At 71.4% G+C, this 17,968-nt stretch carries 15 protein-coding genes; 5 read left to right on the plus strand and 10 right to left on the minus strand.

Going from position 1 to position 17,968, the window contains the following annotated elements; genetic code table 11:
* Positions 1-26: 26 nt before the first annotated feature.
* Entirely contained in the window at positions 27-2,117 is a 2,091-nt protein-coding gene (locus tag OV090_RS26290; RefSeq protein WP_267707361.1) for an ATP-dependent DNA helicase RecG, read from the plus strand.
* A 389-nt stretch (positions 2,118-2,506) separates the two neighbouring features.
* Here OV090_RS26290 and OV090_RS26295 read toward each other — a convergent pair whose 3' ends face one another.
* The 4 genes from OV090_RS26295 to bcp form a co-directional block, all read right to left on the minus strand.
* Complete coding sequence (locus OV090_RS26295) at positions 2,507-3,028, minus strand: hypothetical protein (RefSeq protein WP_267707362.1); 522 nt, start codon at positions 3,026-3,028, stop codon at positions 2,507-2,509.
* 6 nt (positions 3,029-3,034) lie between these two features.
* Entirely contained in the window at positions 3,035-4,015 is a 981-nt protein-coding gene (locus OV090_RS26300) for a glucokinase (RefSeq protein ID WP_267707363.1), read from the minus strand.
* A gap of 471 nt (positions 4,016-4,486) precedes the next feature.
* Complete coding sequence (locus OV090_RS26305) at positions 4,487-5,524, minus strand: hypothetical protein (protein WP_267707364.1); 1,038 nt, start codon at positions 5,522-5,524, stop codon at positions 4,487-4,489.
* A gap of 474 nt (positions 5,525-5,998) precedes the next feature.
* On the minus strand, positions 5,999-6,805 hold the full coding sequence (bcp, locus tag OV090_RS26310) for a thioredoxin-dependent thiol peroxidase (protein ID WP_267707365.1): 807 nt from the start codon (positions 6,803-6,805) through the stop codon (positions 5,999-6,001).
* Positions 6,806-7,395: 590 nt separating this feature from the next.
* Here bcp and OV090_RS26315 point away from each other — a divergent pair.
* The 3 genes from OV090_RS26315 to OV090_RS26325 all read left to right on the plus strand — a co-directional run bounded on the left by OV090_RS26315 (position 7,396) and on the right by OV090_RS26325 (position 10,449).
* Positions 7,396-8,193, plus strand: coding sequence for a hypothetical protein (locus OV090_RS26315; RefSeq protein WP_267707366.1), 798 nt, complete (start codon positions 7,396-7,398; stop codon positions 8,191-8,193).
* A gap of 3 nt (positions 8,194-8,196) precedes the next feature.
* Positions 8,197-8,724 (plus strand): cytochrome c-type biogenesis protein CcmH, encoded by a 528-nt coding sequence (locus tag OV090_RS26320; RefSeq protein ID WP_267707367.1) that lies wholly within the window; start codon positions 8,197-8,199, stop codon positions 8,722-8,724.
* Between the two features lie 81 nt (positions 8,725-8,805).
* Positions 8,806-10,449: an FHA domain-containing protein gene (locus OV090_RS26325; RefSeq protein ID WP_267707368.1), complete on the plus strand. Its 1,644-nt coding sequence runs from the start codon at positions 8,806-8,808 to the stop codon at positions 10,447-10,449.
* Between the two features lie 217 nt (positions 10,450-10,666).
* On the opposite strand, the gene OV090_RS26330 is transcribed toward OV090_RS26325, so the two are convergent.
* From OV090_RS26330 to OV090_RS50925, 4 genes are all read right to left on the minus strand, one after another.
* The gene (locus OV090_RS26330; protein WP_267707369.1) at positions 10,667-11,224 is read right to left on the minus strand and encodes a TerB family tellurite resistance protein; all 558 of its coding nucleotides are present in this window, start codon (positions 11,222-11,224) and stop codon (positions 10,667-10,669) included.
* 125 nt (positions 11,225-11,349) lie between these two features.
* Entirely contained in the window at positions 11,350-12,567 is a 1,218-nt protein-coding gene (locus tag OV090_RS26335; RefSeq protein ID WP_267707370.1) for a choice-of-anchor L domain-containing protein, read from the minus strand.
* Between the two features lie 303 nt (positions 12,568-12,870).
* The gene (locus tag OV090_RS26340; RefSeq protein WP_267707371.1) at positions 12,871-14,166 is read right to left on the minus strand and encodes a sigma 54-interacting transcriptional regulator; all 1,296 of its coding nucleotides are present in this window, start codon (positions 14,164-14,166) and stop codon (positions 12,871-12,873) included.
* A gap of 62 nt (positions 14,167-14,228) precedes the next feature.
* Positions 14,229-14,453: a hypothetical protein gene (locus tag OV090_RS50925; protein WP_267707372.1), complete on the minus strand. Its 225-nt coding sequence runs from the start codon at positions 14,451-14,453 to the stop codon at positions 14,229-14,231.
* A 94-nt stretch (positions 14,454-14,547) separates the two neighbouring features.
* Here OV090_RS50925 and OV090_RS26350 point away from each other — a divergent pair, with 94 nt between their 5' ends.
* On the plus strand, positions 14,548-15,219 hold the full coding sequence (locus OV090_RS26350; RefSeq protein WP_267707373.1) for a hypothetical protein: 672 nt from the start codon (positions 14,548-14,550) through the stop codon (positions 15,217-15,219).
* On the opposite strand, the gene OV090_RS26355 is transcribed toward OV090_RS26350, so the two are convergent.
* Together OV090_RS26355 and OV090_RS26360 are read right to left on the minus strand one after the other, a co-directional pair.
* Positions 15,204-16,037, minus strand: a complete 834-nt coding sequence (locus tag OV090_RS26355) for a succinate dehydrogenase/fumarate reductase iron-sulfur subunit (protein WP_267707374.1) — start codon at positions 16,035-16,037, stop codon at positions 15,204-15,206. The genes OV090_RS26350 and OV090_RS26355 overlap by 16 nt on opposite strands.
* Positions 16,038-16,050: 13 nt before the next feature.
* Positions 16,051-17,964, minus strand: coding sequence for a fumarate reductase/succinate dehydrogenase flavoprotein subunit (locus OV090_RS26360; protein ID WP_267707375.1), 1,914 nt, complete (start codon positions 17,962-17,964; stop codon positions 16,051-16,053).
* Between the last annotated feature and the right edge of the window lie 4 nt (positions 17,965-17,968).

Raw genomic sequence — 17,968 nt, forward strand, 5'->3', positions numbered from 1 at the left:
TCTCGCTACCTGAACGATCGGTCATCGTGCCGCCGCGCGACAGCGAGGCCGGCGAGCTCGGCACCCTGCCGGGCGTCGGCCCCAAGACCGCCGCCAAGTTGGCCGCCCACGGGCTTCACACGCTGGCCGACCTGGCCCGCGTGGTGCCCTCGGGCTACCGCGACCGCCGCCACCGCACGCCGCTGAGCCAGGCGGCCGACGGGGCCGAAGCCGCGGTGGTGGCGACGATCCGCAAGTTCTCTCAGCGGTTCTTCCGCGGCCGCTTCTTCGCCGGGCTCGACTGCGTGGTCGAGGAGGGCGGCCGCGAGATCGGCCTGCAGTGCCAGTGGTTCCACCGCGTCGGCGGCCTGGCCGAACGCGCGCAGGCCGGCAAGCGCGTGCTGCTGGTCGGCCGCGTCAGCCGCAAGAAGGGCAAGCTGGCGCTGATCCACCCCGAGATCCGCGACCCCGAGGCGCCGGGGCCAGCGATCTCGGTGCGCTACCCGGAGGTCGAGGGCGTCGGCGAGGTGACTCTGGCCAAGCTGTGCCGGGCGGCGATCGAGCGGCTCGGATCGTCGCTGGTCGATCCCCTGCCGCCCGAGCTGTGTGCACGCCTCGGCCTGATGCCGCTCGCGCCGGCGCTGGCGCTGCTGCACGCGCCCGACGAGGCGCTGCCGGCCGAGGCCATCGCGGCGCTGCAGGCCGGACGCTCGCCGGCGCACCGGCGCATGCTGTTCGAGGAGCTGCTGGTGGCCCAGCTGGCGCTGCTGCGCCGCCGCGCGGCCGCGCAGGCGCTGCCGGTTACGGTGACGCTGCTGCCGGACGAGGGCACCCGCCGCGAGCAGCTGCGCGCGTGCGTGCCGTTCGAGCCGACGCGAGCGCAGTGGGCGGCGATCGACGAGATCGAGGCCGACCTGGCGCACCCGCGGCCGATGCTGCGCCTGCTGCAGGGCGACGTCGGCTCGGGCAAGACTCTGGTGGCGTTCGCGGCCAGCGCGGGCATCGTGGCCGCGGGCGGGCAGGCGGTGTGGATGGCGCCGACCGAGATCCTGGCGCAGCAGCACACGGCGACGCTGCGCCCGTGGTGCCTGGCGGCGGGGATCCGCCTGGCGCTGCTCACCGGATCGATGACCCGCGGCGAACGTGCGGCGGTGGTCCAGGCGGCGGCCGCGGGCACGGTCGACCTGGTCGTCGGGACACACGCGCTGCTGACCGAGGACGTGCAGTTCCGCCGCCTCGGGCTGGTGGTGGTCGACGAGCAGCACCGCTTCGGGGTGCGCCAGCGGGCGACGCTGCGCGACAAGGGCCGGGCGCCGCACCTGCTGGTGCTGACCGCGACGCCGATCCCGCGCACCCTGGCGCTGTCGCTGGTCGGCGAGCTCGACGTGTCGACGCTGCGCGAGGCGCCGCCGGGCCGCCGCCCGCCCGACACGACGCTGATGGCGGGGCCGGTGGCGCGGGCGCGCTTCCGTCTGGCAGAACATGTCCGCCGGGACATGTTGCAGGGCTTCGTGGTGTGTCCGCAGATCGAGGCCGGCGCGCGCGAGGCCAGCGACGTCGACGAGGCGGCGGCGGAGCTGCGGACGTTGCTGCCGGGCAAGCGGATCGAGGTGGTCCACGGCCGCGTCGAGCCGGCCCGCCGGGCGGCGGCGATGGCCGAGTTCCGCGCCGGGGCGATCGACGTGCTGGTGGCGACGACGGTGATCGAAGTCGGGGTGGATGTCCCCGAGGCCAGGTTCATGCTGATCGAGCACGCCGAGCACTTCGGCCTGTCGCAGCTGCACCAGCTGCGCGGACGGATCGGCCGCGGGACCGCCACGTCATGGTGCCTGCTGCACACCGGCGCCGAAGCCGGCAGCGCCGCGGCGCGCCGCCTTCAAGTGCTGGCCGACACCCACGACGGCTTCGTCGTGGCGGAGCGCGACCTGGCCGAACGCGGCCCCGGCGAGCTGTTCGGGCTGCGCCAGGCCGGCCGCGTGGCCTGGGCCGGACTCGCCGGCGAGGGGGTGGCGCTGCTCGAGGCGGCCCGCACCGCGGCGAGCGAGCTGCTGGCGCGCGACCCGGGGCTGAGCGGCCACGCGGAGCTGCGCGCGCGGGTCGAACGCCACGCGCGACCCGAGGCCGGCGACGCGGGGTGATGCGGCAGCTGTACCTCGGGACAGGTTCTGGCGACCTGCGCTTCAGGACAGGACGGACGCGCCGAGTGCGTGCGGCTCAGCATGCCCCTTCGAACATGCTCGAAAGAGCATGATCATCGAGACATGTCCATGCAGACATGTCGATTAGGACATGTGATGCACGTGAGGCTGCGCGGCTCACGACGGTAGGCGAGCAGGAGCAGGCGGCGAGCGTGAGGGCACAGCGCTTCGCGCAATGTGCAAAGCGCGAGGTGGCGGCTCAGCGGATCGATTGGGATATTTCCGGCGCGTGAAGCTGCGCGGCTCACGGAGGTGGACGAGCCAGGAGCAGGGGGCGAGGGCGAACGTGAAGTCGTCGCGCGTCGCTACGGTGCGGAGCGCGAGGCGGCTCAGCGGATGGTCGCGGGCTCCCAGGTGTGGACGAGCCACATGTAGCCGGCGAGGGCGAGCGTGAAGCCGACGAGGTAGATCGGGCCGATCGTGCGCCAGCGGTCGCGGGCCCGCGCCTCGGTGAGGCGGACGACGCCGGCGCGATCGAGGCTGCGGGCGAGTTCGGGCCGCTCGTCGGGCGGGAGGTTGAGGTCGACGAGCAGGCGCGGCATGAGCTCGGGCCGCAGGCGCTCGATGGCCTCCCAGGCGTCGTCGGCGAGCGCGGGGTCGGGGCCGTGGAGCGCCCTCACCACGCCGGGGACCTCGTAGTAGAAAGCAGTGACGATGCCCGACAGGCCGGTGACCATCGCGACCAGGTTGAGGCTGATGTAGAACGGGTCGTCGAGGCCCAGGACCATCAACAGGTAGACGTAGAGGCCCGCGAGGTAGAGCGAGACGAGGCGGCCGCCCCAGCTGAGGAGCCAGCGGTTGCGCACCTCGGCGCGATAGCCTGCCACCAGGACGTCGACGCGCGTGGCCATGGCGCCTCAGCCGAGACCGGCGATGCCGGCCCCGAGCAGGCCGACTTCGGTGTTCTTGACCACTGCCACGTGCATGTCGCGGAGCAGCGGGCTCATGCGGCCCTTGTCGCCGAAGGCGGCGACGAACCGGCCCTGGCGCAGGCGCGGCAGCAGCTTGCCGGCGATCCCGCCGGCGACGTAGAGGCCGCCGGTCGGCAGGACCTTGAGCGCGAGGTTGCCGGCCTCGGCGCCGTAGAGGTCGAGGAAGATGTCGACGGCGCGCACGCAGGCCGGGTCGCCGCCAGCGAGGGCGCGCTCGCCGATGACCGCGCCGGGGTCCTCGGCGGCCATGCGGGCGCGGGTGTCCGAAAGTTCAGGTTCGAGGCCCTCGGCGACGACGAACTCGTAGGCGGTGACGAGGCCGGGGCCGGACACGATCCGCTCGTAGGAGACGCGGTGGTGCCGCTTCAGCAAGAAGCGGAGCAGGGCGATCTCGAGCTCGTTGCGCGGGGCGAGGTCGCAGTGGCCGCCCTCGCTGGCGACGAAGCGCGGACCTCCGGCGGTCGGCACGAGCACGGCCTCACCGAGGCCGGTGCCAGCGCCGATCAGGGCGATCGGGCCCGCCGGATCGCGCTCGCCCTCCTGCAACACCTCGAGGTCGTCAGGGCCGAGCACGCGCAGGCCGAGCGCGACTGCGGCGAAGTCGTTGACCAGCGCGACCGACTGCAGGCCGAGCTCGCCGGCCAGGACGTCGGCGTCGATCTGCCAGGGGAGGTTGGTGACGCGGCTGCGCCGGTCGACGACCGGGCCGGCGACGCCGAAGCCGGCCCGGGTGATGTCGGGGACGTTCGTGCGGGCCAGGAAGTCGCGCACGATCGGCGCCAGGCCGGGGTGCTCGGCGCTGACGTAGCGCTGACGCTCGAGGACGTGGAGCCGACCGTCCGCCCGCCGCTCGAGCACCGCGAGCAGGGTCTTGGTGCCGCCGATGTCGCCCGCGAGGACACGCATGGGCCCACCGATAGCACGTCGCCCGCACGAGCGCGAGCGAGGCAGAGCGGCAGGGCGGGGACGGGCCGAAACGCGCGCGACTGCGGTCGACGATGCCCGAACGGTGGGCGGGTCGCAGCGCCCGGCACGACCGCCGGGACCGCGACCCGCAGGCGGCGGACGGCGAGGCGGCGGTCGCACTCCGCCTGACTTTCACGGCATGTCCTAGAGGACAGGTAAGAGCGCTCCGGAGTAGGACGCATGTCCTTCACGACATGTCGCCGAGGACATGTGGGACCGGCCCATCGGCGTACGTCGCCTGTCTTTCATGGCATGTCGCCGAAGACATGTGGCGCCGGCCTTTGCAGAGGTCGCCGTCTCTCGTGACATGGCGCCGAAGGCGTGTAGAGGCGGCCTTCGGAGGACTCGCCTGGCTTTCATGACATGGCGAGAAGAACCTGTCTGACTGTCTTTCGGAGCATGTCCTCCGGGTCAGCGCGGGCGGGCGTCCATGGTCGCGTCGAGGGCGATCCGGCGCGGGGCGGCGCCGGCGAAGCGGACCTCGGCCCAGTCGCCGTCGACGCTGAGGGTGGCCTCGGGGAAGGCGTCGCCGGCCAGCGGGGCCTCGAGGGTGAGGCGGTGCACGGCGTTGTCGCGCGCGCGGGCGATGAGGATGAACTGGGCAACGTCGCCGCGGGTGCCGCTGGGGATCAGCTGCGCCCGCGGGAGCGCCCCCTGGCCGCGGCGCCAGTCTTCGACGAGGGCGACCTGAAAGGCAGGCAAGTAGCCGGCCTGGAACCGCTCGCCGTCGCGGGCCACGACCTGGTACCAGCGCAGGCAGACGCGCGCGGGCTGGCCGGCGGCGCCCGGTAGGGGCGAACGGTCGTCGCAGCGATCGAGGGCGCCGAGGACGAAGAGGCTGCCGGAGCGGCGCGCGAGGGCGAAGCGCTCGCTGGTCGGCGGGACGCGGGCGGCCGGCGCGGCGAACAGCGGGGCGCGATCGGGGACCAGCGCGGCGGGGACCCACGCGAGATCGGGCGGCAGCAGCTCGGCCTGGTCCTTGGGCCACTGGACGGTGCGCGTGCCGCCGTCGGGGCTGCGGCCCTGGACGGTGAGCGCGACCAGGACTGCGCCGTGCGTCGGCAACAGATCGCCGCCGGGGACCGGGGCGGGCGCCTGACGCAGGGTGCGATCCCGCGGCGAGCCGACGACCGCGGCGAAGGCCCAGCGGGCGACGAAGCGCATGGCGTCGTGAATGGTGGTGACCTGGCCGACGACGGCCCCCACCGAGGTCGGTGCGCCCTCGACCGAGGTGCCGAGCGACATGGCCTCGGTGGCCGCCAGCACGCCAGGCCCGGGGCCGAGCAGGTGCGCGCCGAGCCAGTAGCCGCCGCTGGTGGGTGCGGCGGGCGCGGCAGGCGCGGGCGGCTCGGCGGCGGCTGTCGTACAGACCAGGGCGCAAAGGACAGGCACGATCGGCCAGGTCCTCGAGGACAGGCGGCGCAGGACCGGGCGGGACGGCGCGCTCATGACGAGCGGAGGGTACCGCAAAGCCCGCGCGAGCGGGATCTGCTGGGGCCCGGTCTTTCTTTCCTGCGTCGCGGGCGCGGCCAGGAAACGAGGGGCGGCGACGGCGTGAGGATCCCGGGCGCGGCGGGGCAGGGACGCAGGCGTCCACGAGGGCGGCGGATGCGGCGGGCGCAGCGATTGCCCCGTGCAAGGGGCGTGACGCGCACGATGTCCGTCGTCGCGGGGAGCCGATGAGGGCGACCGCGGTGACGGACTTCGGCTTCGAGGCCCGCGGTCGACGACCTGGGTAACCCCGACAGGGGCTCGCTCTCGGTCGAAACGCAGCAAGGCCCGCGACGAAGCGGGCTCGGCAGTGCGGGCGTCAGCTCTTCACGAGGTCGCGACGAGGCGTCCCGAGCCAAGCCGAAGAAAAACACGCCGGCCCTCGGCGGCGCGACGCGCTCCGGACTTGGAGGCGCGCCGAGGGCGGGCGTGTCAGGCGGGCAGAGCCGCGAGCAGGGCGTCGGCGTGGCCGGCGGCCTTGACGGGGCTGTGGACGGCTTCCAAACGGCCGTCCGGGCCGATCACGAAGGTGCTGCGGATGATGCCCTGGACTTTGCGCCCGTACATCTGCTTCTCACCGTAGGCGCCGTATGCGGCGGCGACCTGGTTCCCCGGGTCGGACAACAACGGGAAGTTCAGGCCGAACTTGGCCCGGAACTTGGCGTGCGAGGCGAGGCTGTCGCCGCTGACGCCGAGCACGGTCACGCCCGTGGAGGCGAAGCGTGTCTGGCGGTCGCGGAAGTCACACGCCTGCGTGGTGCAGCCGGGGGTGTTGTCGCGGGGGTAGAAGTAGAGGACGACCCGGCGCCCGGCGAAGTCGCGCAGGGCGTAGGTCTTGCCGTCGTCCGCTGCGAGCGAGAAGGGCGGCGCGGGGTCGCCAGGCTTCAGTCCAGGGCCTATTTCTTCCTCCTCTTCGGAGCGGCTGGACGCTGCCTTCTTGGCCGGGCCCCGCTTGGCGGCCTTCTTGGCCGGAGCGGCCTTGGCAGCCTTCTTGGCGGCGGTCTTCTTGGCAGCCGTCTTCTTGGCGGCCTTCTTGGCCGGGGCGGCCTTGGCGGCCTTCTTGGCCGGAGCGGCCTTGGCAGCCTTCTTGGCCGGAGCGGCCTTGGCGGCCTTCTTCTTGGCAGCCTTCTTGGCCGGAGCGGCCTTGGCAGCCGGGGCGGCCTTCTTGGCGGCCTTCTTGGCCGGGGCTTTCTTGCTGGCGGTCTTCTTGCTGGTCGCGCTGGTAGTGCGAGGTGGCATGGCTCTCCGTGGCGTTGAGTTGTTCAGCCACGGCGAGTCTACAGACACAGCATCAAAGAACAACCAGCGGCGACGATGTCGCGGCGCCGTCGAGGCGGCTGTCGGCCCGACCGTCGCAACGCTGAAATGTCGCCACCAACACACGCTCGTGCGCAGGTCCCGTCCGATCGGACAGGTCGCGTGCGGACGGTGATCGAGGCGATATCTCGTGGATCGAGGCAGGGATCGATCCGCGTGGCGGCGACGCGGCGCCAGTCGGCGCGGCGATCGTCGAGGCCCAGCTCCGACGGTCGAGCAGGCGACGACGCGTGATCGGGGCAGGGGAGAGATCCGGCAGCGAGCCGCGGCGAGTCGGGGCCACCGAGCGGACGCAAGCCTCCCCCCGGTGGCCGGTAGCGAGGAGCCGGCCGCGGACCCGAGCCGGCGCGGCCGAGAGCGCGGGCTCGAGTCGAAGGTCGCGCCCGCCTGCAGACGCGTCGCAGCGGGGCCTGGCGGCCGCTCCCGCCGCTGGCCGCGCGGACCGCCGGCGCCGCGCTTTACACGGGCGCGGGCGGCCGGCTAAAGTGGCGACCGAGCTCAGGATCTTCGATATGTCCGCACTGCGATCGTCCCTCGGTGTTCTGGCCAGCCTGATCGTCCCCCTGTCGCTGATGTCCTCCGGCTGCGGGGGCGACGGGAAGACCCTGGCCGACAAGCTGGCCGAAGACCCCGAGAAGAAGATGCTGGAGGACGCCGGCTACGTGAAGAAGGAGATCAAGCGGCCGCCTGCAGGTCTCCCCCCGCCGTCCGACGAGGAGTTCAAGGCCTGGGACCGCAAGGACCCGGAGGGCGAGAAGCACCTGCACAAGTTCGACAAGGCGAACTTGAAGAAGATGCTCAACTACTTCGGCGAGCTCGAGTGCTTCCGCGACGAGATGAAGAAAGAGGGCGCCAAGGGCGCAGGTGCGGAGCCGGGCAGCCCGACCGAAGAGCAGTGGTACCAGTTCAAGCAGAACTTCATCCCGCTGGTGAACACCTGGCAGCAGCGCCTGTTCTCCAACGAGCCGCGGATCCTCGAGAAGTCGAAGCTCATCGGCCACTTCCTCGAGGCCCACGAGCTGGTGATGCACGGCTACCCCGACGCGTTCAACAACAACGACCAGAACGCGGTCGCCCAGGCCGACGCCCACTGGCTCATCATCGAGAACAAGATCACCAAGTACCTGAAGAACATCACCGACGAGCCGCTGCCGAAGCCGGATCTCAACGACCCGAAGCAGAAGGAAGCCCACGACAAGTTCTGCCTGGCGGCCCTGAACCCGCCGAAGAACACGGGCAAGGCCAAGGTGAAGCACGTCGGCGGCGGCGGACGCGGCCCCAAGAAGCTGAACATGGGCAGCGAGGACTGAACCATGGCCGCCGCGCCCGCCCCGGCGCCGGCTTCGGGCCCTGCGGCGCCTGAAGCGGCCACCAGCGTCCGCCCCGAGGCCGAGGCCGAGGCGCTGATGCTCGAGCTCAGCCACGATCTGATGTCGCCCTACTGCCCGGGCCGCACGATCGCCACCTGCCCGTCGCCCCAGGCGCGCAAGCTCGAGGCGCAGATCCTCGACCAGGCGCGCCACGGCGAGTCGCGCGAGACCATCGAGAACACCCTCGTGGCGCGCTTCCCCGACATCCGCGGCTATATCGGCCGCCCCGAGCTCGTGTGGGGCACGGCGGTGGCGGCGTTGGTGGCGTTGACGCTGCTGTTCTTCGTCGCCCGCCGCTGGGTGCGGGGCACGCAGCGCACGGCGGCGGCGGCGGCCTCGCCGGACGCGGCCGCCCTGGCCCGGCCCGGCGCGGCCCGCAGCGCCTCGGCGCCCACGGGGAGCCCTGGCGGGCCGTCACAGCGCGAAATCGATGCTCTCGACGACGCGCTCGACCGCGTCGACGAGTTCTAGCACGCCGGCCTGCGCCCGCCGGGGCCGACTGTCCCGGGTGCAGGTCTTGAGCATGCGAGGGCTCCGCGGTAAGAGCGGTCTGTGCTGACGGTAGTAGTCCACGAAAAGGGCGGCCAGACCCAGCGTTTCGCGTTCGCAGGCGAAGAGTTCACGATCGGTCGCGAGGACGACAACGACCTCGTGCTCGACCGCGTCAACGTGTCGAAGCATCACCTGTGCTTCCGCAAGATCGAGGGCCGCATCGAGGTGGTCGACCTCGAGAGCACCAACGGCACCTATCTCAACGGTCGCAAGGTCCAGAGCCCACGCACGGTCCGTCGCACCGACCGCGTCTACGTCGGCGACTACATCCTGATGCTCGACGGCGAGGACACTGCGATCGTGCTGTCGGCGGCCGACGACAAGCGCCGCCGCGAGGAGCAGGACGACACCGGCCTCGTGACGTCGGCCCAGCGCGTGGCCGCGGCCGGGGTCGAGAGCACGTACCTCGACGGCCTGGCGGCGCAGATCCACCAGACGCTGCTGAAGGCGGTGCCGCGGATCGATCCGATGACGTCGGGCGAGGTCGGCGAAGAGGAGCGCAAGGAGGTCATCGAGCTGGTCGACGGGATCCTCGCCGACTTCCGCGACTCGCAGCAGATCGAGGCGACGGTCGACGTCGGGCCGTTCCGCGAGCGGATCCTGCGAGAGATGCTCGAGTGGGGCCCGCTCGGCGACCTCATGCGCGACGACTCGGTGCGCGAGATCCAGGTCGTCGGCACCGCGCCGATCCACGTCGTCCGCGACGACGGCAACGGCGAGCGGCTCGAGCTGCGCTTCACCGGCGAGCGCGCGCTGCTGATGGCGATGCAGCGGATGTGCAAGAAGCGCGGCCTGTGGGTCGAGGGCGCCCACGTCATCGAGGGCATCGTCGATCACGGCTTCTACCTCTACGCGCTGCTGCCCCCGCACCCGGCGCGGCAGTACGTGATCAGCCTCCGGCGCATGCGCACCGACGCCAACAACCTGACCGCGCTGGTGCAGGAGGGCGTGCTGTCGGCCGACATGCGCGAGTTCCTGGTGGCGGCGCTGAAGTCGTGCCGGCGCGTGCTGGTGTGCGCCTCCGGCGGCGTCAACCTCGACCGCTTCATGCGCGCGCTGGTCGGCGAGATCCCGGAGTCGCTGCGCGTCGCCTGCATCTCCGACTCGGGTCGGCTGGGCAGCGCCCGCAAGGGCTGGATCCCGGTGCGCCGCCTGACCGAGGCCAACGACAAGATCGAGCTCGGGCCGGTGCTCGGGGTCCTGCTGCGCGGCGGGCTCGACCTGCTCATCTCGCAGCAGTGCGGCCACCAGGACGCGGCCGCGGTGATCGACGCGCTGGCGGGGGCGAGCCGCGGCGCGGTGGTGTCGCTGTGGGGCATCAACACCGCCCACGCGCTGTCGCGCCTGGCCGCCCTCGGCACCGCGTCCGGCGGCGCCGTCCAGGGCCTGACGCTGTCGCTGGCGCACGCGATCGACGTGGTCATCCGCCTCAACAGCGGGGTCAACCTCGAGTCGATGCAGGTGATCGAGATCATCGAGCCCGACACCCGCGCCGACAGCAGCATCGAGTACCGCCAGCTGTTCGTCACCGGCAAGTCCGAGGACGGCGCGACCGAGTTCAAGGACACGCCGGCGCTGCAGCAGGTGCTGCGCAAGATGATCAATCAGGGCGGCGAGGTGCCGCAGCGACTGCTGCGCAGCTGAGCTCCGCGCGAGCTCGTGCCTTCACGGGCGGCGAGCTCGCGCGCAGTCGGGGACATGTACCGCAGGACATGTCCCCTTCGACATTTCCTTTCGGCCCTGTCCACGAAGACCTGCCCGCGAGGACAGGGGAGGGACGCCGCCGCCCGGACGTGCGAGACCCGCGGAGCGCCCCCCTCGGGGAGCCGCGCCGCGGGTCGCGGAGGAGAAGGGGCCGGCTTCAGCCGAGCTGCTTGTTGAACTCGGCGATCGCGGGGCCGCCGAGCTGGTTGGCGATCTGCTCGATCAGGGCGCGCTCCTCGTCGGAGACAGTGCCCATGTTGAGGAAGCCGCCGCTGGCGCCGGCGACCTGGACGCAGAGGTCGACGATGTTGGCGGCCCGGGCGCCGCCGACGGCCTCCTTGAGCACGGCGATGGTCTGGTCGAGGAAGGCCTGCGACGGGCGCTCCTCCAGCAGGCTCTCGACGGTGCGGAACGCCTCGGTGCCGGGCTGGATCCCGCGGCCGCGCAGGACGTCGAGGATGGCGGTCCGCTCCTTGCGGCTGACCGAGCCGTCGGCCCACGCGACGTGGACGAGCGGCAGGAGGTCGAACACCTTGAGCTTCTCGCCGGTGAAGCCGAGCGCGGCGATCCGGTCGGACAGCGAGAGGGTGTCGTTCTTGCGGTCGTCGCGGAGCTCGCCGGCCGCCTTGTCGAGCTGCTCGCGGAGCTGCTCGCGGAGCTCTCGCTCGCGCTGCTGGAAGTACGCGTCTTCGTTGTCGCTGGGCGTGACGGACATGCGCCAGGGACGCTACCAGGGGCCCGCTGCTTGTCAATTGGATCCGGCCGGTCCTGCCGGGGCGCGAGCGAGCGCCCGGCTGAGCCGGCCGGAACGGAGGCGGTGACGGGCGATGCGGACGCCGATCAGCCGGGCGGCATGGTGCTGGGCTTGCCGGTCGGCTCGCAGCCCCACTTGAAGTTGTCGAGGAACACGTAGCTGTCGAGGATCGAGTCGCTGATGTCCATGATGGCGAACACGACCGTGATGGTCTCGCCGGGGCTGACGCCGGCGGTGGTCTGCAGCCAGTTGGTGCCCGCGTGCTGGCGCATGCAGGTGTTCTGGAACTGCGGGATCGGGTTCTGGCCGCTCGGGTCGTCCTTGAACTCGAGGAAGCCGGCGTTCAGCGAGATCGGGTTGCCCTGCTGGTCGAACGAGATGTTGCCGGTCCACTTCTCCGACTCGAGCCAGCCGATGTACATGTCGTTGAAGGCCGACTGGTAGTAGTCGGGGTACTCGACCGAGAAGAACGCGAAGTCGTAGCTGAACGAGGTCACGTCCTGCGGGACCTGCATGACGAAGCGCAGCTCGGTGTAGTCGTTGGCGCCGAAGTTCTGGAACTGGCCCTGGATGGTGTTCGAGCAGTCGCCGCTGCCGAGCAGGCCGGCGTTCTGCGTGCAGTCGCCGCCGACGTCGTTGGTGCGCAGCGGAGGCGGCAGGTTGTTGCCGGGGTCGAAGGCGCCGACATCGGCGTTGCAGAAGGTGGGCTCGAGGTTGAAGTCGCCGACCGGGGTCTGGTTGTTCAGCTCCGAGACCAGGCCGCTGCCGATGACGGCGTAGGAGGCTCCTTCGCGCGGGTTGAAGGTGCCGCCCTGACCGAACACGTAGCGGACGCCGATCGCCCCCGGGGAACCCGACTTGGTGGCCGTGACTTGCAGTTCGCCCGGACAGTTGAGGCCCATGGCCAGGAAGGGATCCTGGGTCCCGTTGTCGCACGGCACGTGGTCGGGAATGCTGCACATGCAACCAGGGTCGTTGGGGCTGTTGCACGGCTCGACGCCGGTGTCGGCCATGCCGCCGTCGGGCGAGGCCTCGAGGTCGAACTTGGGCCCGGCGGTGCCGGGGCTGGTGGTGGTGACGGGCTCGCTCGTGACCCCGTCGGTCGCGCCGTCCGTCCCCCCGGTCTCCGTCGCGCCGTCGCTGTCGCTCCCCCCGCCGCTCGGCAGGGTCGTGGGGAGCGTGAGGATCCCGGAATTGCCCGGTAACGTGGTCGCCGAATCTTCAGCATCCTTGCTCTCACAGGCGGCGAGGCCGCCGATCCCCGTGAGGCCCGCGAGAACAACGTTGAGGCTCAATTTCCGCATGACGCCACGGTACCCGGGTCGTCCGAGGCGCCAATAGCCAAATCCGGCGGCCACTGCGCCTCGCCGCGGGGGTGTCCCGGGCGTCGGCAACCGCCCCCAGGCGCCGGATTGCGCCAAAGCGCTGTTTGGCAGGTATTCACCGCAATCTGGGTACATCACTGGGAAAAACCTGGGATGCGAGGTGATCGGCCTCACGACATGTGGGAGGATCCGATCACAAGGTAACGACCCGCCCACAGGTGTGGGCCTCTGCACGGGATGTCCTTGGGGGAAGGTCGCATGGGACATGTCCTGAAAGACATCTCATGCGGCCTCGTCCTTGAGCCAGGCGCACAGGGTCGAGCGCGGGACGTCGAGCTGGGCCGCGGCCTTGCGGATCGATCCGGCCTCGCGCACGACCAGCTCGAGCATGCGCCGGTGCATGGCGGCGTAGGTGCCCCGGGGCACTGCGAGCGCGTCGACGGCGGTGGGCGCCGCGGGGCCGGCCGGGAACAGCTCGTGAGGACCGAGCGGGCCGTCGTGGACGGCGGCGGCGCGCAGGAGGATGTTGCGGAGCTCGCGGATGTTGCCGGGGAAGCGGCGGAGGGCGGCGGCGCGGAGGCCCTGCTCGGTGACGCGGACGGGTCGGCCGAACTCGGCGGCCAGCTCGGCGGCGAAGTGGGCCATGAGCTCGGGGATGTCGCCGGGGCGCTCGGACAGGCCAGGGATGTCGACCGCGAGCACGCCGAGGCGGTGATAGAGGTCGCTGCGGAACCGGCCCTCGGCGACCAGGCGCTCCATCGGCTGATGAGTGGCCGAGACGACGCGGACGTCGATCGCCTGCTCCTGCTCGCCGCCGACGGGGACGACGCGCCGCGTCTCGAGCACGCGCAGCAGCTTGGCCTGCAGGCCCAGCGGCAGCTCGGCGATCTCGTCGAGGAAGAGCGTGCCGCGGTGGGCCCGGACGAACGCGCCGACGTGGGCCCGCGCGGCGCCGGTGAAGGCCCCGCGCACGTGGCCGAACAGCTCGCTCTCGAACAGTCCCTCGGGGATGGCGCCGCAGTTGACTGCGACGAACGGGCCGCCGGCGCGCGGCCCCTCGGCGTGCAGGGCGCGGGCGGCCAGCTCCTTGCCGGTGCCGGTCTCGCCGCGGAGGAGCACCGCCTGGGCGAGGCCGGCGAACTTGCGCAGGCGGGCGAGCATGTCCTGAAAGACAGCCGAGCTGCCGATCATGCCGGGCGGGTTGGCCAGGCGCGGACGCGGCGCGGCGCTCTGGGCCACGACGGTGGCCTGAAAGCCGCCCAGGCCGAGGCGCACGCCCGGCGCCAGCCAGGCGCGCTGGACCCGGACGCCGTCGACGTAGGTGCCGTTGGTCGAGCCGAGGTCCTCGACGACCATGCCGCGGCCGTCGCCGCCGATCCGCGCGTGCCGGGCCGAGACGGTCGGATCGCCGATCCGCAGGTCGGCCGAGGGGGCGCTGCCGACGAGGATGATGCGCGCCGGGTCGAGCGCCACGGGGCCGCCCGCACGGTCGAGGTCGAGGGCGAGGGCGAGGTCGCGGGCCGGGTCGGACTGGCGCGGATGAAGGTGGAGGGTGGTGGCTTCGGAGGACGCTTGCACACGAGTAGGTCGCTGCGAGCCGGCCGAGTTTTGCAGCGCGCGCGAAAAATTGTTGCAGCGCTTCAAGGCGCGGGGGCGGCGCGGCGCGGACGCAGGCGCAGCATGGCCTCGCGCGCCTCGTCGGGAGCCTTGCACCACACTGCGCTGTGACCCGCACGCGTCGACTCGACGCCCCGCTCGCAGTCGACCACACCGGCGCGGACGATGTACTCGCCGAGGTGGACGAGGAAGTGACGCGCGGTGCCCTCGGCGTCCGGGCCGTAGTAATCCCAGTAGAAGATCGTCACCCGCGCGAGTGTGACCCGAGACGCGCGCGGACGACAACAGCGGCCGCGGCCGTGGCCGTTTGACGGGCCCGGAGGCTCCGCGTAGCCTGCCTTCGTGCGCAAGACGTGGCTTAGACATGGAGTGGTAGCGAGTGCGGTCGTGCTGACGGCGGCGCTGGCGGCGTGTGGGGACAGCGGCGGCGATTCGAACTCTGCCTCGGCCGGCAACAGCCAGAGCCAGGGCTCGAGCGAGGGCTCGGAGCCGACGAGCGAGGGGTCGCTGTCGGGCACGATGTCGGACTCGGAGCCGACCGACTCGGGCATGAGCGCGTCGGGGACCGGCACGACCGAAGTCAGCGGCAGCGGCAGCGACAGCGAGACTCAGGGCGGCGGCGGCTCGGGCAACGAGACCGAGGGCATGTCCTCGGGGACAGGTCAGGAGAGCCAGGGCGGCTCGGGCGGGTCGACGTCGACGTCGACCGGCGAGGTACCCGGCACCACCGCCGAGCCGGTCGACTGCGAGGCGGCGATGAGCAAGGACGAGTGCGTCATGCTCGGCTGCCTGCCGGTCGAGGGCCAGGCGTTCGAGTTCGACGGCGCGATCTGGTGCCTCAACGATCCGCTGAGCTTCCTCGGCTGTCTGCCGCAGATGGGCTGCGACGACGCGATCACGACCGTGTGCAAGGGGCAGAACATCTACCAGCTGCCCAGCGGTTGCTTCCCGGGCAGCTTCGAGGCCTGCGACCCGCCGCCCGACCCGGGCATGGACGGCTACCCGAGCTGCTGAACCTCGAGCCGCAAACGCGAACGCGGCCGGCGGGGGTCCCGTCGGCCGCGCTGCGGCAGGCTCCGGCGCAGGTCAGTCGTTCGTGACCTGGGCGCGCATGTACTCGAGGTGAGCAGCTCGATCGCGTCGAAGCTGATCTCCTTGGGGCAGGCCTCGGAGCACTCGCGGTGGTTGGTGCAGGCGCCGAAGCCCTCGAGGTCCATCTGCTCGACCATGCGGAGCACGCGGCCGCGGCGCTCGACCTGGCCTTGCGGCAGCTTGACGAGGTGACCGACCTTGGCGCCGGTGAACAGCATCGCGGCGGCGTTGGGGCAGGCGGCCACGCAGGCGCCGCAGCCGATGCAGGCGGCGTAGTCCATCGCCTCGTCGGCGTTCTTCTTGCCGATCGGGGTGGCGTTGGCGTCGACGGTGACGCCGGTGTTGACGGACACGAAGCCGCCGGCGGCGACGATGCGGTCGAGCGAGCCGCGGTCGACCACCAGGTCCTTGATCACCGGGAACGCCTTGGCGCGCCACGGCTCGATCGTGATGGTGTCGCCGTCCTTGTAGGTGCGCATGTGCAGCTGACAGGCCGTCGTGCCCTTGCGCGGGCCGTGCGGGCGGCCGTCGATCACCATCGAGCACGAGCCGCAGATGCCCTCGCGGCAGTCGTGGTCGAACGCGACCGGGTCCTGGCCTTCCTTCGTCAGCTTGGCGTTGAGCACGTCGAGCATCTCGAGGAACGACATGTGCTCGTTCACACCCTCGAGCTTGTAGGTCTGCATCGACCCGGGCGTGTTGGCGCTCCGCTGGCGCCAGATCTGCAGGGTGAGGGTCATCGTCTTCGACATATCAGGCGTAGCTCCGGGTCGCGAGCTTGACGTTCTTGAACTCGAGCGGCTCCTTGTTGAGCCGCGGCGCGCTGCCCTCGCCGGTGTACTCCCACACGGCGGCGTACGAGTAGTTTGCGTCGTCGCGCAGCGCCTCGCCGTCGGGGGTCTGGAACTCCTCGCGGAAGTGGCCGCCGCACGACTCGTTGCGCTCGAGCGCGTCGAGGCACATCAGCTCGCCGAACTCGAGGAAGTCGGCGACGCGGCCGGCCTTCTCGAGCCACGGGTTGAGCTCCTCGTTGGCGCCGGGGACCGCGACGTCGGACCAGAAGCGGGCCCGGATCTCGGGGATCTTCTGCAGCGCGACCTTGAGGCCCTCGGCGGTGCGGCCCATGCCGCAGTAGTCCCACATCACGAGGCCGAGCTCGCGGTGGAACTCGTCGACGGTGGTGCGGCCCTTGATGCCGAGCAGGCGGGTCGTCTGCGCGCGCACGCCGGCGAGGGAGCGCTGGACCTCGGGGTGGTCGACCGTGATCTTCGGCAGCTTGGCCTGCGCGAGGTAGTTGCCGATGGTGTACGGGATGATGAAGTAGCCGTCGGCCAGGCCCTGCATCAGCGCGCTGGCGCCGAGGCGGTTGGCGCCGTGGTCGGAGAAGTTGGCCTCGCCGAGCACGTGCAGGCCGGGGATCGTGCTCATCAGGTCGTAGTCGACCCACAAGCCGCCCATCGTGTAGTGGACGGCGGGGAAGATCCGCATCGGCGTCTTGTAAGGATCTTCGCCGGTGATGCGCTCGTACATCTCGAACAGGTTGCCGTAGCGGTCGGCCACGACGTTCTGACCGAGGCGGCGGACGGCGTCGCCGAAGTCGAGGAACACGGCCATCTTGCTCGGGCCGACGCCGCGGCCCTCGTCGCACACGGCCTTGGCCGCGCGCGAGGCGACGTCGCGCGGGACGAGGTTGCCGAAGCTCGGGTAGCGGCGCTCGAGGTAGTAGTCGCGCTCGTCTTCCGGAATCTGCTCGGGGCGGCGGACGTCGCCTTTCTGCTTGGGCACCCACACGCGGCCGTCGTTGCGCAGCGACTCGGACATCAGGGTAAGCTTCGACTGATAGTCGCCGCTGACCGGGATGCAGGTCGGGTGGATCTGGGTGAAGCAGGGGTTGGCGAACCCGGCGCCGCGCTTGTGGGCGCGGTAGCTCGCGGTGACGTTGCTGCCCTTGGCGTTGGTCGACAGGTAGAAGACGTTGCCGTAGCCGCCGGTGGCGAGCACGACGGCGTCGCCGACCCACCCGCGGGTCTCGCCGGTGACGAGGTTGCGGGTGATGATGCCGCGGGCCACGCCGTCGATGACGACCAGGTCGAGCATCTCGTGGCGCGCGTACATCTTGACCTTGCCGAGGCCGATCTGGCGCTCGAGCGCCTGGTAGGCGCCGAGCAGCAGCTGCTGGCCGGTCTGGCCGCGGGCGTAGAAGGTGCGCGAGACCTGGGCGCCGCCGAACGAGCGGTTGGACAAGAGGCCGCCGTACTCGCGGGCGAACGGGACGCCCTGGGCGACGCACTGGTCGATGATGTTCACGCTGATCTGCGCCAGGCGGTAGACGTTGGCCTCGCGCGCGCGGAAGTCACCGCCCTTCACCGTGTCGTAGAACAGGCGGTAGATGCTGTCGCCGTCGTTCTGGTAGTTCTTGGCGGCGTTGATGCCGCCCTGCGCGGCGATGCTGTGGGCCCGGCGCGGGCTGTCCTGGAAGCAGAAGCAGTCGACGTTGTAGCCGAGCTCTGCCAGGCTCGCGGCCGCCGACGCGCCGGCGAGGCCGGTGCCGACGACGAGGATGTTGTACTTGCGCTTGTTGGCGGGGTTCACCAGCTTCATCTCGAAGCGGTGACGGTCCCACTTGCCCTCGATCGGGCCGTCCGGGATTTTGGCGTTGAGATCCATGGCG

The sequence above is a fragment of the Nannocystis sp. RBIL2 genome, assembly GCF_026626745.1.
Classification (GTDB): Bacteria; Myxococcota_A; Polyangia; order Nannocystales; family Nannocystaceae; genus Nannocystis.

Coding starts and splice junctions, on each gene's coding strand:
- OV090_RS26335 (WP_267707370.1), bottom strand. CDS start 12,567: ATGCGGAAATTGAGCCTCAACGTTGTTCTCGCGGGCCTCACGGGGATC.
- OV090_RS26295 (WP_267707362.1), bottom strand. CDS start 3,028: ATGGCCACGCGCGTCGACGTCCTGGTGGCAGGCTATCGCGCCGAGGTG.
- OV090_RS26320 (WP_267707367.1), top strand. CDS start 8,197: ATGGCCGCCGCGCCCGCCCCGGCGCCGGCTTCGGGCCCTGCGGCGCCT.
- OV090_RS26360 (WP_267707375.1), bottom strand. CDS start 17,964: ATGGATCTCAACGCCAAAATCCCGGACGGCCCGATCGAGGGCAAGTGG.
- OV090_RS26300 (WP_267707363.1), bottom strand. CDS start 4,015: ATGCGTGTCCTCGCGGGCGACATCGGCGGCACCAAGACCCTGCTCGCG.
- OV090_RS26330 (WP_267707369.1), bottom strand. CDS start 11,224: ATGTCCGTCACGCCCAGCGACAACGAAGACGCGTACTTCCAGCAGCGC.
- OV090_RS26315 (WP_267707366.1), top strand. CDS start 7,396: ATGTCCGCACTGCGATCGTCCCTCGGTGTTCTGGCCAGCCTGATCGTC.
- bcp (WP_267707365.1), bottom strand. CDS start 6,805: ATGCCACCTCGCACTACCAGCGCGACCAGCAAGAAGACCGCCAGCAAG.
- OV090_RS26305 (WP_267707364.1), bottom strand. CDS start 5,524: ATGAGCGCGCCGTCCCGCCCGGTCCTGCGCCGCCTGTCCTCGAGGACC.
- OV090_RS26355 (WP_267707374.1), bottom strand. CDS start 16,037: ATGACCCTCACCCTGCAGATCTGGCGCCAGCGGAGCGCCAACACGCCC.